This window comes from Salinarimonas sp., assembly GCF_040111675.1.
Classification (GTDB): Bacteria; Pseudomonadota; Alphaproteobacteria; order Rhizobiales; family Beijerinckiaceae; genus Salinarimonas.
Window position 1 is genome coordinate 3,425,504 of sequence record NZ_CP157794.1, and the last position, 15,817, is coordinate 3,441,320.

The 15,817-nt window shown below is 71.8% G+C and carries 20 protein-coding genes; 12 read left to right on the forward strand and 8 right to left on the reverse strand.

The annotated features are described in order from the left end of the window. Positions 1-8: 8 nt before the first annotated feature. The 5 genes from ABL310_RS15755 to guaB all read right to left on the reverse strand — a co-directional run bounded on the left by ABL310_RS15755 (position 9) and on the right by guaB (position 4,279). Positions 9-1,316, reverse strand: coding sequence for an RsmB/NOP family class I SAM-dependent RNA methyltransferase (locus ABL310_RS15755; protein WP_349372073.1), 1,308 nt, complete (start codon positions 1,314-1,316; stop codon positions 9-11). Positions 1,317-1,385: 69 nt separating this feature from the next. Further along, complete coding sequence (locus ABL310_RS15760) at positions 1,386-1,949, reverse strand: type II toxin-antitoxin system VapC family toxin (protein ID WP_349367960.1); 564 nt, start codon at positions 1,947-1,949, stop codon at positions 1,386-1,388. Between the two features lies 1 nt (position 1,950). Further along, complete coding sequence (locus ABL310_RS15765; RefSeq protein WP_349367961.1) at positions 1,951-2,358, reverse strand: hypothetical protein; 408 nt, start codon at positions 2,356-2,358, stop codon at positions 1,951-1,953. Then, positions 2,355-2,789 (reverse strand): MAPEG family protein, encoded by a 435-nt coding sequence (locus tag ABL310_RS15770; RefSeq protein ID WP_349367962.1) that lies wholly within the window; start codon positions 2,787-2,789, stop codon positions 2,355-2,357. The genes ABL310_RS15765 and ABL310_RS15770 overlap by 4 nt, the downstream gene beginning before the upstream one ends. After that, positions 2,786-4,279: an IMP dehydrogenase gene (gene guaB / locus ABL310_RS15775; protein ID WP_349367963.1), complete on the reverse strand. Its 1,494-nt coding sequence runs from the start codon at positions 4,277-4,279 to the stop codon at positions 2,786-2,788. The genes ABL310_RS15770 and guaB overlap by 4 nt, the downstream gene beginning before the upstream one ends. Positions 4,280-4,646: 367 nt before the next feature. Here guaB and rpmH point away from each other — a divergent pair, with 367 nt between their 5' ends. From rpmH to yidC, 3 genes are read left to right on the forward strand one after another with little or no spacing between them, the layout of a single operon-like run. Then, entirely contained in the window at positions 4,647-4,781 is a 135-nt protein-coding gene (rpmH, locus tag ABL310_RS15780) for a 50S ribosomal protein L34 (protein WP_188909907.1), read from the forward strand. 31 nt (positions 4,782-4,812) lie between these two features. Next, entirely contained in the window at positions 4,813-5,382 is a 570-nt protein-coding gene (rnpA, locus tag ABL310_RS15785; protein ID WP_349367964.1) for a ribonuclease P protein component, read from the forward strand. A gap of 6 nt (positions 5,383-5,388) precedes the next feature. Continuing rightward, positions 5,389-7,230 carry a membrane protein insertase YidC gene (yidC, locus tag ABL310_RS15790; RefSeq protein WP_349367965.1) on the forward strand — a complete coding sequence of 614 codons (1,842 nt, stop codon included), beginning with the start codon at positions 5,389-5,391 and terminating at the stop codon, positions 7,228-7,230. A 97-nt stretch (positions 7,231-7,327) separates the two neighbouring features. Here yidC and ABL310_RS15795 read toward each other — a convergent pair whose 3' ends face one another. Beyond that, positions 7,328-7,525, reverse strand: a complete 198-nt coding sequence (locus ABL310_RS15795; protein ID WP_349367966.1) for a hypothetical protein — start codon at positions 7,523-7,525, stop codon at positions 7,328-7,330. Positions 7,526-7,678: 153 nt separating this feature from the next. Here ABL310_RS15795 and ABL310_RS15800 point away from each other — a divergent pair, with 153 nt between their 5' ends. Further along, a complete protein-coding gene (locus tag ABL310_RS15800) occupies positions 7,679-7,912 on the forward strand; it encodes an AbrB/MazE/SpoVT family DNA-binding domain-containing protein (protein ID WP_349367967.1) in 234 nt (77 codons plus the stop codon). Beyond that, positions 7,909-8,310, forward strand: a complete 402-nt coding sequence (locus ABL310_RS15805) for a PIN domain-containing protein (RefSeq protein ID WP_349367968.1) — start codon at positions 7,909-7,911, stop codon at positions 8,308-8,310. The genes ABL310_RS15800 and ABL310_RS15805 overlap by 4 nt, the downstream gene beginning before the upstream one ends. Before the next feature lie 18 nt (positions 8,311-8,328). Here ABL310_RS15805 and ABL310_RS15810 read toward each other — a convergent pair whose 3' ends face one another. After that, positions 8,329-8,622, reverse strand: a complete 294-nt coding sequence (locus ABL310_RS15810; protein ID WP_349367969.1) for a hypothetical protein — start codon at positions 8,620-8,622, stop codon at positions 8,329-8,331. 541 nt (positions 8,623-9,163) lie between these two features. On the opposite strand from ABL310_RS15810, the gene ABL310_RS15815 reads away from it, so the two are divergent. Beyond that, entirely contained in the window at positions 9,164-10,045 is an 882-nt protein-coding gene (locus ABL310_RS15815) for an ATP-binding protein (protein WP_349367970.1), read from the forward strand. Positions 10,046-10,049: 4 nt separating this feature from the next. Here the strand turns inward: ABL310_RS15815 and ABL310_RS15820 are convergent, their stop codons facing one another. Then, positions 10,050-10,691, reverse strand: a complete 642-nt coding sequence (locus ABL310_RS15820; RefSeq protein ID WP_349367971.1) for a LysE family translocator — start codon at positions 10,689-10,691, stop codon at positions 10,050-10,052. Positions 10,692-10,802: 111 nt separating this feature from the next. Here ABL310_RS15820 and ABL310_RS15825 point away from each other — a divergent pair, with 111 nt between their 5' ends. The 6 genes from ABL310_RS15825 (at position 10,803) to ABL310_RS15850 (ending at position 15,780) form a co-directional block, all read left to right on the forward strand. Continuing rightward, positions 10,803-11,276: an Lrp/AsnC family transcriptional regulator gene (locus ABL310_RS15825; RefSeq protein ID WP_349367972.1), complete on the forward strand. Its 474-nt coding sequence runs from the start codon at positions 10,803-10,805 to the stop codon at positions 11,274-11,276. Between the two features lie 187 nt (positions 11,277-11,463). Next, the gene (locus tag ABL310_RS15830; RefSeq protein WP_349367973.1) at positions 11,464-12,615 is read left to right on the forward strand and encodes an ATP phosphoribosyltransferase regulatory subunit; all 1,152 of its coding nucleotides are present in this window, start codon (positions 11,464-11,466) and stop codon (positions 12,613-12,615) included. Further along, positions 12,612-13,580, forward strand: coding sequence for an ATP phosphoribosyltransferase (gene hisG / locus ABL310_RS15835; RefSeq protein ID WP_349367974.1), 969 nt, complete (start codon positions 12,612-12,614; stop codon positions 13,578-13,580). Before ABL310_RS15830 ends, hisG begins: the two co-directional genes overlap by 4 nt. A 232-nt stretch (positions 13,581-13,812) precedes the next feature. After that, the gene (locus tag ABL310_RS15840; protein WP_349367975.1) at positions 13,813-14,295 is read left to right on the forward strand and encodes an META domain-containing protein; all 483 of its coding nucleotides are present in this window, start codon (positions 13,813-13,815) and stop codon (positions 14,293-14,295) included. A 248-nt stretch (positions 14,296-14,543) separates the two neighbouring features. Continuing rightward, entirely contained in the window at positions 14,544-14,699 is a 156-nt protein-coding gene (locus ABL310_RS15845; RefSeq protein ID WP_349367976.1) for a DUF1127 domain-containing protein, read from the forward strand. Between the two features lie 151 nt (positions 14,700-14,850). After that, positions 14,851-15,780: a hypothetical protein gene (locus tag ABL310_RS15850; protein ID WP_349367977.1), complete on the forward strand. Its 930-nt coding sequence runs from the start codon at positions 14,851-14,853 to the stop codon at positions 15,778-15,780. The last annotated feature ends 37 nt before the right edge of the window (positions 15,781-15,817 follow it).

The window sequence follows — 15,817 nt, forward strand, 5'->3', positions numbered from 1 at the left end:
CGCCGCCCTCAGCCCGCGCGGGCGAGGGCCGCGACGTAGAAGCCGTCGACGCCGGTCCGCAGCGGCGACATCTGCAGGCCGAAGCGCGTCGTGCGGACATGCGGCGCGAGCGCCTCGAGCCCCGCCGCGGCGAGGAGATCGCCCGCCGGCACGGGCGCGAAGCCGTCCGTGCGCGAAAGCAGGCCCGCGATCGCGCCGTCGTTCTCCGCCGGCAGCACCGAGCAGGTGACGTAGACGATCCGCCCGCCGGGCTTCACGAGCCGCGCCGCGCGGTCGAGCACGCGCTCCTGCTCGGCGAGACGCTGCTCCAGCGAGCCCGGCCGCAGCCGCCACTTGGCGTCCGGGTTGCGCCGCCAGGTGCCGGTGCCGGTGCAGGGCGCATCGACGAGGACGAGATCGGCGCGGGCGTCGAGATCCTCCACCGCGTCGGCCTTGCCCCGCGGCGAGCGGATCTGGACGTTGCGCGCGCCGGAGCGGGCGAGCCGGTCGTGAATGGGCGCCAGCCGGCGCGCGTCGGCGTCGGTGGCGTAGATCTGGCCGGCATTGTCCATCAAGGCCGCGAGCGCCAGCGTCTTGCCGCCTGCGCCGGCGCAGAGGTCCACCACCTGCGCCTTCCCGCCCGGATGGGCGAGGAGGGCGGCGAGCTGCGAGCCCTCGTCCTGGATCTCGAACCAGCCCTTCTTGAACTCGGGCTCGGCCTGGAGCGCGGGCCCGCGCCCGTCGTCGCCGAGCGCGATGCGCAGGCCGAGCGGGGAATGCGGCGTCTCGATCGGCGAGAGGAAGGCGAGCGCGTTCTGCGCCTCCTCGCGGGTGACGAGGAGCGTGTTGACGCGGATGTCGAGGGGCGCGCGCTCGGCGAGCGCCCGGGCCTCGGCGGCGACGTCCTCGCCGAACACGCCCGCGAGCTCGTCGTGGATCCACTCGGGATAGTCGCCCTGGACGTGCGGCGGCGCGTCGGAGAGGTCCGGCCGCGCGAGGCGGGCGCGCTCGTCGTCCGAGAGGGGCGCCGGCGCGAAACGCTCGCCGTTGGCCAGCGAAGCGATCTCCTCGACGCTCATCGACCGCTGGAGGGCGAGCATGCCGAGCACCAGCGCCCGGCCGGTCTCCTCGCCCGGCGCCTGCCCCAGGATCCAGGCCGCGGAAGCGCGCCGGCGCAGGGCGTCGTAGACGATGGTGGCGATGCCGGCGCGGTCCTTCGACCCGGCGAAGCGGTGGGAGAGGCCCCAATCCTTGAGGGAGTCGGCGGCGGGGCGGCGGCGCGCGAGGATGTCGTCGAGGACCTCCATCGCGGCGGACAGGCGTGCGTGCGGCGTCATCGCCTGCATGTGGCAGGTTCGGGGGGTGGCCGCAAGCGGGGGCGTTCAGGGGAGCCTGCGGGAACGCCCTCACCCACGCCGATAGAACGCCACCCGCCCCCGCGGCTCGAGCTGGGCCAGGACGTCGAAGTCGCCGACATTGGCCGTGAGCACGGTGAGGCCATGCTTCAGGGCCTGGACGAAGAGCACGCAATCGTTCAGGGCGCGCAGCCGGTCGTCGCGGGCGTAGCCCTGCAGGCGGCAGACGAGGCCGGCGAGGAGCGCCGCGCGACCGAGGATGTCGGCGTCGGGGACGCGGAGGCGGTGGCGTGCGATGCTGATGACTTGCGTGCGCACGCGCTCCACGACGGTGGGCGTTCGCGGATCACCGGGGTCGAGCGCGCCGAGACCGTGCAGCAGTTCCTGGAGGGCGGTCGCCGAATGGAAAACCGTGCCGGCGTCAAGGAGCGACAGGACCGCGGGCGGCGCCGTTCGGCGCATGCGATCGATGGAGACACAGGTGTCGAGCAGGACGGGCCCGACCTGGCGTGCGCCGACATGGAGGAACGGGAGCTCGGCGTCCGGCCTGCGCGTCCGACCTCCGCGGCGCCGGTCAGCCCATCGAAGCGCCCGATCGAGATCGAATGCGGACACGCTAGACGTCCGCGAAGAGATCGCCGAAGTCTAGATCGTCGTCGATCGCTTGCCAGGTCCGGCGGGCGGCCACGACGAAATCGGAGTCGAGCGCCACGTGCGCCAACGCGAACTCGATCACGGCGGCCGGATCGTCGAGGCCCGTTCTGCGCTTGAGAGCCTCGAGAAGCTCCTGGTCGACGTCGAGCGTCAGCGCGGCGCGCTGGCGGCTGAGGTGACCGGCCTTCTGCGCGTCCTCCAGCACGAGCGCCACGCGCGGCGCGAGCGCGGGCTCGTCTTCGAAGGCCGCGTTCTCCTCGAAGCCCGGCGGGCGTCCGCTCCAGCTCATGACCTGTCCCGGAAGCTGCATCTGCGTCTGACACGCAACATAGCGCCCCCCGACCGCCGCCGCAAGCGCGATGCGGATCACAACGCGTAAAGCCGCAGCGCGAACCACCCCCAGTGCAGCGCCAGCACCGCCATGCCGACCACGAAGATCGGCCCGCGCTTCCTCAAGTCGTTCGAGGTCACGAACACCGCGGCGTGGGCGAGGCGGGCGGCGACGAAGGCCCAGGCGAGGACGAGGTCGACGACGCTCCCCACCCCCGTCGCGAGCACCAGCGCGACGAGTACGTAGAACAGGAGCGGCAGCTCCAGCTGGTTCTGGAAGCAGTTCGCGACCTTGGTGATGTGCTGGGGCCAGTTCGGCTCGCGCAAAGCCACGTCGCGCATCTTCACCTCGCCGCGGCCCACCGCGGCGAAGCGCATGCGCCCCGACCAGAGCAGGAGCGCGAAGGTCATCGCCACGAGGACGAGGACGGGGGCGAGGAGCGCCCCCGCCGAGACGGCGCCCGCGCTCATGTGCGGGCTGGGTAGTTCGGGCTCTCGCGGGTGATGGTCACGTCGTGGACGTGGCTCTCGCGAAGCCCGGCATTGGTGATGCGGACGAACTCGGCGCGCGTGGCGAAATCCTCCAGCGTCCGGCAGCCGGTATAGCCCATGGCCGCCTTCAGGCCGCCGGCGAGCTGGTGCAGGACGGCGCCGACCGGGCCCTTGTAGGGAACCTGGCCCTCGATGCCCTCCGGCACGAGCTTCATCTGGTCCTTGATGTCCTGCTGGAAATAGCGGTCGGCCGAGCCGCGGGCCATGGCGCCCACCGAGCCCATGCCGCGATAGGCCTTGTAGGAGCGGCCCTGGTAGAGGAAGACCTCGCCCGGCGCCTCGTCGGTGCCGGCGAGCAGCGAGCCCACCATCGCGCAGGAGGCGCCCGCGGCGAGCGCCTTGGCGAGATCGCCCGAGAACTTGATGCCGCCGTCGGCGATGACCGGGGTCTTCGTCGCATCCGCCGCGCGCACCGCGTCCATGACGGCGGTGAGCTGGGGCACGCCGACGCCCGCGACGATCCGGGTCGTGCAGATCGAGCCCGGGCCGATGCCGACCTTCACCGCGTCCGCGCCCGCGTCGATCAGCGCCTTGGCGCCGTCGTAGGTGGCGATGTTGCCGGCGATGACCTGGACCTGGTTCGAGAGCGTCTTCACCCGCGAGACGGACTTCAGCACGCCCGCCGAATGGCCGTGGGCCGTGTCGACCACGATCACGTCGCAGCCCGCCTCGACCAGCGCCTCGGAACGCTCGAAGCCGGCGTCGCCCGTCGTGGTGGCGGCGGCGCAGAGGAGGCGCCCCTGCGGGTCCTTGGCGGCGTTCGGGTAGGCGACCTGCTTCTCGATGTCCTTGACGGTGATCAGGCCCGTGCAGCGGAAATGGTCGTCGACGACGAGCAGCTTCTCGATCCGGAACTGGTGGAGCAGCCGGCGCGCCTCGTCCTGGGAGACGTCCTCGCGAACCGTGATCAGCCGGTCCTTGGTCATCAGCTCGGAGACCGGCTGGTCCATACGGTCGGCGAAGCGCACGTCGCGATTGGTGAGGATGCCGACGAGCTTGCCCTTGCGGCCGGCCGGCCCGCGCTCCACCACCGGGATGCCGGAGATGGAATTGCGCCGCATCAGCTCGAGGGCGTCCGCCAGCGTCTCGTCCGGGTGGATGGTGATCGGGTCCATCACCATGCCCGATTCGTACTTCTTGACGAGCCGGACCTGCTTCGCCTGGTCCTCGACGTCGAGGTTGCGGTGGATGACGCCGATGCCGCCCATCTGCGCCATGGCGATGGCCATGCGGCCCTCCGTCACCGTGTCCATGGCGGAGGCGATGATCGGCATGTTGAGGCGGATCTGGCCCGTGAGCCGGGTGCGGATGTCGACCTCGGAGGGCAGCACCTCCGAGTGGGCGGGACGCAGCAGGACGTCGTCGAAGGTCAGCCCCTCGGTCAGTCGGTCTTCGATGATTCGGGCCATGGGCCAACTCCCTCGCGGCGGGCAAGCCGGGCCTCGCGTTCGCGCGTCCCCCGGCCATGAGTTGGCGTGGGTCCGTAGCACGGCCTCGCGGCCCGGTCGAGCGGCTTCGTCGCAGTGCGGGATGACGGCGCGGGGCCATGAAGCCGCAGGCTTCGCGGCAGCCGCGGCGGCAACGCTCCGCCGCGCGTGAAAGCGGCCTGCCGCGCGTTGACTTCCGCAGTCCCATCCGTCATAAGCCGCCCGACTGGAGCGGCGCGGCCCGAGGGCGGCGGCCGCTCACCTGTGCACCACGACAAGAGGCAGGCGTCGCGCGAGGCTTTCTCGCACGGCCGGCCGCGCCCCGACAGAAGCGACCGGAGAGAAGGCCGTGAAGAGGACGTATCAACCCAGCAAGATCGTGCGCAAGCGCCGTCACGGCTTTCGCGCGCGCATGGCGACCGTCGGCGGCCGCAAGGTCATCGCCAACCGTCGTTCCAAGGGCCGCAAGCGCCTGTCCGCGTGAGCGGACGCGCGACTCGGAGGGCGATCGATCGATGCGCGGGACAGACGACGCGCCGCGGGTCGGTCGCCTGACGAAACGACGGGAGTTCGTCGCGGCGGCCTCGGGCCGCCGTTTCCATTCGGAGCGCATGACGGTCCAGGGCCGGCTGCGCGACGACGAGGGCCCCCTGCGGGTGGGCTTCACCGTCACGAAGAAGGTGGGCCACGCGGTGGAGCGCAACCGCATCAAGCGGCGCCTGCGGCACGCGGCCCGCGAGGCGCTCGCGCGCGCTCCCGCGCCCGAGGGTACCGACGCGCGGCATGACGCCGCGGCGATGGCCGCCGGCGAGGCCGCCCTCCCCCGCGATCTCCCTCCCGAGCCGCTGCCTCCCGCGGACGTCGTGATCATCGCGCGCCGCCCGGCCCTCGAGGCTGCGTACTCTTCCCTCATTGACGATTTCGTCCGCGCCCTCCACGTGGTGACCAAGCCCGGAGGCGCACGCCCCCCGCGCGCGGACGCGCCGCGCGGCCGCCGTCGCGGCGGCGGGACGTCCCGACAGCAATCGACGAGCCGGCGCGGCGACGCGCCCTCCTCCCTCGGCCCTTCCGAAGCGACCTCGTAAAGTCCCATGCGCGACGAAGACTCACGTAACCTCATCCTGGCGATCGTCCTCTCGGTGATCGTGTTCGTCGCCTGGACGTACTTCTACGCGGCGCCGCAGGCGCAGCGCGAGGCGGAGCTCGCCGCGCAGCAGCAGACGGAGCAATCCGCCGCCGCGCCGGGGCAGCCGAACCTGCCGCTGCCCTCCGACGGCGGCACGGCGCCGGGCGCGCCCGCGCCGAACGTCGCGCCGGGCCTGAACCTGCCCGCGACCCGCGAGGCCGCCGTCGCCGCCGCGCCCCGCATCCCGATCTCGACGCCCTCGAAGGAGGGCTCGATCAACCTGCGCGGCGCGCGCCTCGACGACCTGATCCTCAAGGATTACCGCGAGACGCCCGACCCCAACTCCGATCCGATCGTGCTGCTCTCGCCGACGGGCACCGCGAACCCCTACTACGCCGAGTTCGGCTGGGTCGGCGGCGGCACGGTGCCGGGAGGCCTGCCCGATTCGCAGACCGTGTGGTCCGCCGATGCGGAGCGTCTCACGCCCGAGAGCCCCGTCACCCTCACCTGGACCAACGAGGCCGGCCTCACCTTCCAGCGCACGATCGCGGTGGATCGCGACGCGCTGTTCACGATCGAGGACACCGTCGTCAACGAGAGCGGCGAGCCCATCACCCTCTATCCCTACGGCCTCGTCTCGCGCCACGGCATGCCGAACGTGCTCGGCTATTTCGTGCTGCACGAGGGCTTCATCGGCGTGCTCGGCGAGGAAGGCCTGCAGGAATGGGACTACGGCGACGTCCAGGACGCCGATCGGCTGTCGCAGTCGGTCACCGGCGAGACCTGGACGGCGGAGACCGGCGGCTGGGTCGGCATCACCGACAAGTACTGGGCCACCGCCATCGTCCCCGACCAGGACACGACCTTCACCGGCCGCTTCACGGCGGAGGGGAACGGCGGCGCGCCGATCTTCCAGGCGGACGCGCTGGGCGCGGCGCGCACCATCGCGGCGGGCGAGAGCGCGACCTCGCTCAAGCGCCTCTTCGCCGGCGCCAAGGAGGTCGACGTCGTCGACGGCTACGGCGAGGCCTACGACATCCGCCAGTTCGACCTGTTGATCGACTGGGGCTGGTTCTACTTCATCACCAAGCCGATGTTCTACGCGCTCGACTTCTTCTTCGGGCTGCTGGGCAATTTCGGCGTCGCGATCCTGATCGTGACGGTGTTCCTGAAGATCCTCTTCCTGCCGCTCGCCAACAAGTCCTACGCCTCGATGGCCAAGATGAAGGCCGTCCAGCCGGAAATGATGGCCATCCGCGACCGCTACGCGGACGACAAGATGAAGCAGCAGCAGGAGCTGATGGAGCTCTACAAGCGCGAGCGGATCAATCCGGTCGCCGGCTGCTGGCCGGTGCTGATCCAGATCCCGGTCTTCTTCGCGCTCTACAAGGTGCTGTTCGTCACGATCGAGATGCGGCACGCGCCGTTCTTCGGCTGGATCCAGGACCTCGCCGCGCCCGATCCGACCTCGCTCTTCAACCTGTTCGGGCTCCTGCCCTACGACACGCCGGCGCTGCTGACGGTCGGCATCTGGCCGATCCTGATGGGCTTCACGATGTTCGTGCAGATGAAGATGAACCCGGAGCCGCCGGACCCGATTCAGAAGGCGGTGTTCACCTGGATGCCGGTGATCTTCACCTTCATGCTGGCCTCGTTCCCGGCGGGCCTGGTGATCTACTGGGCGTGGAACAACTTCCTCTCGGTCCTGCAGCAGGGCTTCATCATGCGCCGCCACGGCGTGAAGATCGAGCTGTGGGACAACCTCAAGAAGATGATCGGCGGCGGCCGCGCCGCGGCCAAGGGCTGACGGGCCGGCAGGCGCCGATCTGCAAGCGGAGGGGCGGTCCCGCGGGGCCGCCCTTTTGCGTTTGGGCCGCAGGAAGCGCTGGACTAGGCGGGGAACGTCAGTCCATTGCTCCCGGCTTCATGGCCCTCACGAGAGCACCGTTTTCGTCCAGACCCACGCCGCGGCCGAGACCTCGGCGCTCGGCGAAGAAGCTCTCCTTCTCGACGCCCGGCGCTCTCATCGACTCCATGAACTCGTCGGCCCACGTAGCGCCTTGTTCCTCGGTGAGTTCCTCAGGCAAGCGGGAACGTACCATCGCCACCTCCACATCGATGCCGCCGAAAGATACCGCGTCGCCGTCGCACGGCGAACACACGCTCCCTTGGTGACCCGCCGGTTCCGGAGCCCGACCACCCCTTGCAGATGGACGGCGAAAGGCCTATGTTTTCGGCATAGGCCGGAGATAGCGATGAACGACGCGCGACGAGTGAGCCTTTTCCGCAATGGTCGGAATCAAGCTGTCCGTATCCCGCGCGAGTTCGAGCTGCCGGGCACGGAAGCAGTGGTGCGCCGCCAGGGCTCGGCCCTGATCATCGAGCCGGCTCCGCAAGGCACGCTGCTGGATTGGCTCGACGAAATGGAGCCAGTCGACGAAGGCTGGCCGGAGATCGCAGACCCGCCGCCCAGGAAGGTCGAGCTGTGAAGTACTTGCTCGACACGCATGTTCTGTCCGATCTGATACGCAATCCTCGTACGAGCCCGGTCCGTACGAGAATTGCCGAAGTCGGCGAGCATGCCGTCTTTACGAGCCCATTCGTGGCGTGCGAGTTGCGCTTCGGCGCCGCGAAGCGCAACGCCCCACGCCTCACAGCGGCGGTAGACGAAATCCTGCGCAGGCTGAAGATAGCCGACCTGGACCCGCTCGGATTTCCGCCCGTCTACGCGGACCTGCGCGTTCGCCTCGAGCGCGTCGGCAAACCGGTCGGAGCAATGGACCTGCTGATCGCGAGCCACGCGCTCTCGCTCGGCGCATGCCTAGTGACCCATAACCTCCGCGAATTCGAGCGTGTCCAAGGCCTGCACGTCGAGAGCTGGCTCTGACGACGCTCGCGACCGCTCCTACTCCACGATCGGCGGCGGCGGCGGGATCACCCGCGGGAACATCTCGAGCCGGTTCAGGCGCTCGCGGAACTGCCCTTCCTGGAAGCGCTGGCGCTGCTCGATGGCGTCGAGGCGGCGCTCCAGCATGAGCGCGCGGTTGGTGTCCTCGACCATCCGCTCGGACGGCGATTGCAGCGGCAGCGGGCCGGGCCCCTGCGCCGCGGCGGGGGACGCGGCGAGGAGCGTCGTGGCGAGGAGCGCCGCGGCGAGGAGAGGCGCGGCGAGGACCGCGGAGGATCGGCGTAGCGTCATCCGCTACAGATGGGGTCGTACACCCGGCCAAGCCAAGCCCCTCCGCCCGCCGATGGCGGAACCGTCGACGCCCTCCGCGCCTTCCAGAACGCGCGCCGGGCCGGCGCGAGAGCGCAGCCGATCCGGAACGCGATGCCAGACCTCACGCCCGAATTCAGCCTCCGCGCTTTGTCCGGCATCGCCGGAATGGCCGTCCTCGTGCGCAGAGGCTGATCACGAGAAAGCCGTTGCCCACCGCCACCGCGGTGAGGATCTGCCAGAGCCCGCCCTGCGGGCGATAGTCGCCGAGGTCTCGGGCTCCCGCCCTGCGCGCGAGACCCCGCGTCCCGCCTCCACCGATCCGTTGGCGGAGGCGGGCGTGCCCTGCGCCCCGCGCGACGCCTACGAGACGGCCGCGAACGGGGCCGCAGCGCGCCGGCGCATCGCCCACGGCGTGGTGCGGGAGAGCGGCTGGAGCTGGGACGCGGTCGCCTGATTTGCCGGAGCGGCGCGCCATCGGCTAAGGGAACCCGAGACCCTCCCCTCCGGAAACCGCCCGACGATGACCGCCGACACGCCCTCCCCCGCCGAGATCGCCGTCCTCGCCCGCCGCATCGCGGAGGCGCTGGAGCGGCTCGCGCCGCCGCCGCAGGCGCCCTTCGAGCCGGAGGCCGCCGACGCCTTCGTCTGGCGGGCGGAGCGCGCCCGGCTCGCGCCGGTGGCGAAGGTGAACCGCGTGGCGCTCTCGCTGCTGCGGGGAATCGACCGGGTGCGCGACACGCTCCTCGACAACACGCGTCGCTTCGCGGACGGCCTGCCGGCCAACAACGCGCTCCTCTGGGGCGCTCGCGGCATGGGCAAGTCCTCCCTCGTCAAGGCCGTGCACGCCGAGATCAACGAGACGCGGGAGGGCGGCCGGCTGCCCCTCAAGCTCGTCGAGATCCACCGCGAGGACATCGAGAGCCTGCCCGAGCTGATGGGCCTCGTGCGCCCCGACCCGCACCGCTTCCTCGTCTTCTGCGACGACCTCTCCTTCGACGCCGAGGACACCTCCTACAAGTCGCTCAAGGCCGCGCTCGAGGGCGGCGTCGAGGGCAGGCCCGAGAACGTGCTGTTCTACGCCACCTCGAACCGCCGCCATCTCCTGCCCCGCGACATGATGGAGAACGAGCGCTCGACCGCCATCAACCCCGGCGAGGCGGTGGAGGAGAAGGTCTCCCTCTCCGATCGCTTCGGCCTCTGGCTCGGCTTCCACAAGTGCTCCCAGGACGAGTACCTCGCCATGGTCCACGGCTATTGCGACGCGCTCGCGCTGCCCGCCGATCGCGAGAGCGTGCGCCGCGAGGCGCTGGAATGGGCGACCACCCGCGGGGCGCGCTCGGGGCGCACCGCCTGGCAATACGTGCAGGACCTGGCGGGGCGGCTCGGGGTGCGGGTGGGGTGAGGCGTCACGCGCCGGGAAGGCGGGTCGTCGCGACGAGGACGATCGCCACGACGAGCACCGCGCCGGCGGCGCGCGCGATCAGGCGGCGCCGCTCCGGGCTCGTCGCCCAGCGTCGGCTGCCGGCGCTCGCCAGCAGGCCGGCGGCGAAGTAGAGCGCGAGGCAGAGCAGGCTCGTCGTCACCCCGAGCAGCAGCGCCTGGCGCCACAGCGGCCCGGCCGCAGGCGTGACGAATTGCGGGAGGATGGAGAAGTAGAACAGGATGCCCTTCGGATTGAGCGCGCTCGTCAGCACGCCGAAGACGAAGTCCTCCCCTCGCGAGATTTCGGGCGAGACTCCCGAACCTCCGATCTCGCCGTCCCCGATGCCGTCCGAGCGGAAGAGCCGCCAGGCGAGATACGCGAGATAGACGAGCCCAGCGGCCTGCACGGCCCGGAACACGGTCTCGTCCAGCGCGAAGATCACACCCACGCCGACGGCCACCAGCCCGGTGAAGACGAGGTACCCCGCGGCGATCCCGGCGGCGGCGAAGAAGGCCGCCGTCCGCCCGCGCGTGATCGAGCGCCCGACGACGTAGAGCATGTCGGGGCCGGGAACGGCGATGAGGCTGACGACGAGGGCGAGGAAGAGCGGATAGGTGGTCGGCACGGACGCGGCTCCGAGGGCGGGAGGCCGCAGCAGCTTCGGTGCTTGCGGCGTGGCGCCGATCGAAGCACGATGTCCGCGCTGTTTCACCCGAAGCATTTCCGGAGACGCCGCGTGCAGTCGCCCCTCGACCGAACCGATTTCGAGATTCTCCGCCTTCTCCAGAAGGACGGCCGGACGCCCAACAAGACCATCGCCGGGGTGGTCGGGCTCGCGGGGTCCACGGTGCACGAGCGCATCAGGCGGCTGGAGGCGGCCGGCGCCATCCGGCATGCGGGGATCGAGCCGGATTTCGCCACATACGGCGTCGGGCTCGAGGCGCTCGTGCTGGTCACGTTGACGAAGCACGACCGCGGCGTCGTCGAGCGCTTCATGAGCGAGGTGACCGCGATCAACGAGGTGCGCTCGCTGTTCCTGATCTCGGGACGCTACGACGTCGTGGCGCATGTCGTGGTGCGCGACGTGGCGCATCTGCGCGATCTCGCCCTCGACCAGTTCACCAGCCGCGACGGCGTCGAGCAGATCGAGACCGCCGTCGTCTTCGATTCCCGCCGCAACAGGACGCTGGAGCCGCTCTCGCCACCGTGACGGGCGACGCGGACCGGTCGATGTCGAAACGTGAGAAAGGTTGCGAGCAGATTCCCCTCTCCCTCGTGGAGAGGGGAGCTCGGCGGCGCGCGCCGCCCCGCACCTCCATCCCCCATTCACCCTCCCCGCACATCCCCCGTTCCCCCGCGCGCGATCGCCTGCTAGAGGTCCCGCCGGGAGCGGGACCATGAACCAGACCGAGATCCGCGCCGGGGACGTGCTCCTCGGCCTCTTCGACCGCGAGGGCTACGCGCCGCTCGAGCCGCCGGTGCTGCAGCCGGCGGAGATCTTTCTCGACCTGTCGGGGGAGGACATCCGCCGGCGGATGTTCGTGACGACGGACGCCGACGGGACCGAGCTGTGCCTGCGGCCCGAATACACGATCCCGGTCTGCCGGGCGCATCTGGAGCGCCGCGGCGCGGTCGCGGGGGCCTATTGCTATCGCGGGCCGGTGTTCCGGCTGCGCGCCGGGGAGACCGGCGAGTTCCGCCAGGCGGGAATCGAGTCGATCGGCCGGCGCGACGTGGCGGCCGCCGACGCGGAGGTGCTGGCGCTGGCGCTGGAGGCGCTCGACGCGATGGGCGTGGCGCCCGCCGGCGTGAAGCTCGGCGACGTCGGCCTGCTCGAGGCGCTCGTCGACGCGCTGCAGGTCGCGCCGGCGGCGAAGAGCCGGCTGATCCGCGCCGTCGTCTCCGGCCGCGCGCAGACGATCCTCGCCGCCGAGCCCGAGCCCGCCCTCGTCGAGCATGCGGGCCTCCTCGCCGCGATCGAGGGGCAGGACCCGCAAGCGGCGCGCGCCTTCGTCGAGGACGTGCTCGCCATCGCCGGCATCTCCTCCGTCGGCGGGCGCTCGGCCGGCGACATCGCCGAGCGCTTCCTCGCCCGCGCCGGCCGGCGCGACGCGGGGCTCGGCGCGGAGGCGCGCCAGGTGCTCCAGGCCTATCTCGCGATCTCGGGCGATCCCGACGAGGCGGCGAGCCGCCTGCGCGGCCTCGCCCGCGACGCCGGCCTCGCGCTCGACGGCGCGCTCGCGCTTTTCGAGGAGCGCGCGGGCTTCCTCGCCGCGCGCGGGATCGAGCTCTCCGCGCTCTCGTTCCGGGCCGACTTCGCCCGCAATCTCGACTACTACACGGGCTTCATCTTCGAGGCAGCCGCCGCCGGCGCCGCCGATCCGCGCCCCATCGTCGGCGGCGGGCGCTACGACCGGCTGCTCAGCCATCTCGGCGCGCCGGAGCCGCTGCCGGCGATCGGCTGCTCGTTCTGGCTCGACCGCATCGCCGCGGCGCTCGCCGGGGCCGAGCCCGCCCGCGACGACGCCATGGACGGAGACGGCGCATGACCGAGCCCCTCGTCATCGCCGTGCCCTCCAAGGGCCGGCTGCAGGAGAACGCGGCCGCCTTCTTCGGCCGCGCCGGCCTCGCCTTCCAGCAGAGCCGCGGCGCGCGGGACTACCAGGGCGTCATTCCCGGCCTGCCCGGGGTCTTGGTGAAGTTCCTCTCCGCGAGCGAGATCACGACCCAGCTCGCCACCGGCCAGGCGCATCTCGGCGTCACCGGCGAGGATCTCGTGCGCGAGCAGATCGGCGACGCCGACGCCGCCGTGTGCCTGCTCACGCCCCTCGGCTTCGGCCAGGCCAACGTCGTCGTCGCCGCGCCGCAGGCCTGGATCGACGTGCGCACCATGAGCGACCTCGACGAGGTCGCCGTGGACCTGCGCGTGCGGCACGGGCGCAAGATGCGGGTCGCGACCAAGTACGTGAACCTGACGCGGCGCTTCTTCGCCGAGCACGGGCTCGCCGACTATCGCATCGTCGAATCGCTCGGGGCCACCGAGGGCGCGCCGGCGTCGGGCGCGGCAGAGATCATCGTCGACATCACCACGACCGGGGCGACGCTCGCCGCGAACGCGCTCAAGGTGCTCGACGACGGGGTGATGCTGCGCTCGGAGGCGAACCTCGTGGCGTCGCTCCGCGCCTCCTGGAGCGAGGGCCCGCGCGAGGCGGTGCGCGCCATCCTCGGGCGCATCGCGGCGGAGGAGGCCGCGCGCACCACCCGCGAGATCCGCGCGCGGGTCGAGCCCGGCCGGGAGGGCGCGGCGCTCGCCGCGGCGGAGGCGCTCGGCGCCCGCGCGCCCTACGGCCCGACCGCGCCGGAGCTCGTGCTGCATGCGCCGAAGGCGGCGGTCTTCCCGCTCGTCGACGCGCTCACGCAGGCCGGCGCCTCGGACGTGACGGTGCGCAGCCTCGACTATCTCTTCCGCGCCGAAAACCCGCTTCTCGCCCGGCTCGAGACGCGCCTCGGCTGACGCCGCGACGCGGACGCCGCACGGAAAAAAAGCCGCCCCGGCGAGGGGCGGCCTTGAAGTGCGCGGCGCGCGCGGGAAGGGGGAGCGCCGCGGGAAGGAAGCTCATGACCGAACTTCAGGAGGGTCTACGGCAGGGCTCGGCGGGCGGATCACGACGCGCGCGCATTTTCTTGCGCGGCCCCGCCGGGCTGCTTATGGTCCGCGCCGTGATCGATGATCGGAGCATTCGTCCATGACAGCGTCGCGTCTCGCGGCCACCTTCGGCCTGATAGCCGGTCTGCTGGCCGCAGTCGCCGCCGCCCCCCAGACCGCGGCGCAAGGCCTCGGCATGCCGGACCCGAGCGAGCAGCAGGCGCCGCAGGTGCCCCCGCCCATGATGCCGAAGCAGTTCCCGCTGGGCGTGACCTTCGAGGCGGCGAGCCTGAACGGCCGCGCCTTCGAGGGCGAGCGTCCGGCCATGACGCTCGACGAGACCCTGCGCCTGCGCGGCTTCTCGGGCTGCAACAACTATTCCGCCACCGCCTACCCGCTGCGGGACCAGGGCTTCGCCGTCGGGCCCTTCGCGTTGACCCGGCGGGAATGCGACGCGGCGACCATGAGCAAGGAGCGCTCATTCCTCGAGGCCCTGCGCGCGGCGCAGCGGTGGGACACGGAAGGGCCGCGCCTGACGATCCAGGGGCCGCGTGGCGAGCTGGTGCTCGAGCGGGCGCTGTGAGCCTCGCGCAGCGGCGCAGCCCTGCGACCTTCGGTCGGCAAGCGTCCCGCTGAACGCATCCGTAAACGAAATGTGACGGATATCGGCCGGAGGCATGCAAGCGCCGCATGCCTGATTTCAGGTTTTTCCACCTACTCCGGGCTCAGGACTCACCATATTGCAGTGCACAACACGGGGCGCGAACGGCCGGCGGCGACGCCGGGCGCGCGGCCCGCGACGCATCAGCACATCCCCTCGGAGTAAGTACCATGTTCCTGACCTGGGTCCTGTCCCGCATCCGCGCGTACCAGCGCTATCGCCAGACCGTACGCGAGCTGCAGCGCCTGTCCGATCGCGAGCTCAACGACGTCGGCCTCTCCCGCGCCGACATCTCCGGCGTCGCCCGCCACTATGCGAACGTCTGAACGGCGCGCCCTCTCGCGTCGCCCGAAACGCCGGCCGGAGCGATCCGCGCCGGCGTTTTTCGTTCCACGCGCCTGATCGCACGCTGCCGGGACGCGCTCCGCGCGCTCTTTCGTCTTTTTCGAACGAAATGTTAAATTGCTGGCAATGGAGATGCCGGCTCGCGATTCGCTGCCCCTGCCCCGCCCCGCCTGCGAGACGCGGGCCCCGTCGCACGCCGCGAGCCGGGCCGCGCCGGCGGGCGCGGCCACGGAATCCGTCGCCGCGGCGGACCCGCAGGCCCCCCGCCGGCCCGCGGCCCAGCGCGAGCAGGCGCCCGAGGCGATCCGCCGCGCCGTGGAGGATCTCGTCGCCGCGGTCCCGGCTTCCGCCCCCCTCGCGCCCGAAGCGACGAGCTTCGATCGCCGTCCACGCAATCATCCATCCCTACGCGGCCGCGCGAGCCGGATCGCCGACGCGGGCGGCGCCGCACCGATCTTCGCCTATGTCGCCCTGGACCCGGAGCTGCGCATGCTCGCCGCCAATTACGCGGACGGCTGGCACGGCCTCTCGCCGGACGCCTTCGCCCGCGGCGTCCTCGCCCGGGCCTTGGCCGAGAAGGCGCTCGCCGCCGCCTTCGCCCCGATGCCGGCCGGGAACCGCGAGGTCCTGGCGGAGCGGCTCGCCTACCGGGTCGCCGGCCCGCATTGGGCGGTGCGCGCCCTCGTCGCCGTGCGGGGCGCGCAGGCGGAGATCGCGGCCGGCCGCGCCCCGCGGCAGGGCCGGCTCCTGCTCGGGGTCGCCTGCCTCGCGCTGCACGATGCGGCGCGGGACGCGGGCGCTCGGCTGCCCCCGGGCCGGCCGCTCGAGGCCGGATCGCGCCTCGCGCAGGGCTTCTTCGCGCATTGCGCCGCACCGGGCGCGTTCGCGGACGACCCGTCCTATCCCCACGCCCTGAGGCGTTTCGCCGAGACCGCGCTGGACCTCGCCCCGATCCCCGCGCGCGTCTTCGCCAGCCGCTTCGTGGCGCGTTCGGCGCAGGGCGTCGAGGCGCTCGCCCGCTCCGTCCTCGCGCGCGACGCAACGACGGCGCGCCTCCCTTGACGGGGCGCGGCCGGTCCCGCATCTACGCGGGCATGTC

Coding starts and splice junctions, on each gene's coding strand:
- yidC (WP_349367965.1), top strand. CDS start 5,389: ATGCGCGACGAAGACTCACGTAACCTCATCCTGGCGATCGTCCTCTCG.
- hisG (WP_349367974.1), top strand. CDS start 12,612: ATGACCGAGCCCCTCGTCATCGCCGTGCCCTCCAAGGGCCGGCTGCAG.
- rnpA (WP_349367964.1), top strand. CDS start 4,813: ATGCGCGGGACAGACGACGCGCCGCGGGTCGGTCGCCTGACGAAACGA.
- ABL310_RS15840 (WP_349367975.1), top strand. CDS start 13,813: ATGACAGCGTCGCGTCTCGCGGCCACCTTCGGCCTGATAGCCGGTCTG.
- ABL310_RS15795 (WP_349367966.1), bottom strand. CDS start 7,525: ATGGTACGTTCCCGCTTGCCTGAGGAACTCACCGAGGAACAAGGCGCT.
- ABL310_RS15850 (WP_349367977.1), top strand. CDS start 14,851: ATGCCGGCTCGCGATTCGCTGCCCCTGCCCCGCCCCGCCTGCGAGACG.
- guaB (WP_349367963.1), bottom strand. CDS start 4,279: ATGGCCCGAATCATCGAAGACCGACTGACCGAGGGGCTGACCTTCGAC.
- ABL310_RS15830 (WP_349367973.1), top strand. CDS start 11,464: ATGAACCAGACCGAGATCCGCGCCGGGGACGTGCTCCTCGGCCTCTTC.
- ABL310_RS15770 (WP_349367962.1), bottom strand. CDS start 2,789: ATGAGCGCGGGCGCCGTCTCGGCGGGGGCGCTCCTCGCCCCCGTCCTC.
- ABL310_RS15845 (WP_349367976.1), top strand. CDS start 14,544: ATGTTCCTGACCTGGGTCCTGTCCCGCATCCGCGCGTACCAGCGCTAT.
- ABL310_RS15810 (WP_349367969.1), bottom strand. CDS start 8,622: ATGACGCTACGCCGATCCTCCGCGGTCCTCGCCGCGCCTCTCCTCGCC.
- ABL310_RS15815 (WP_349367970.1), top strand. CDS start 9,164: ATGACCGCCGACACGCCCTCCCCCGCCGAGATCGCCGTCCTCGCCCGC.
- ABL310_RS15755 (WP_349372073.1), bottom strand. CDS start 1,316: ATGACGCCGCACGCACGCCTGTCCGCCGCGATGGAGGTCCTCGACGAC.
- ABL310_RS15800 (WP_349367967.1), top strand. CDS start 7,679: ATGAACGACGCGCGACGAGTGAGCCTTTTCCGCAATGGTCGGAATCAA.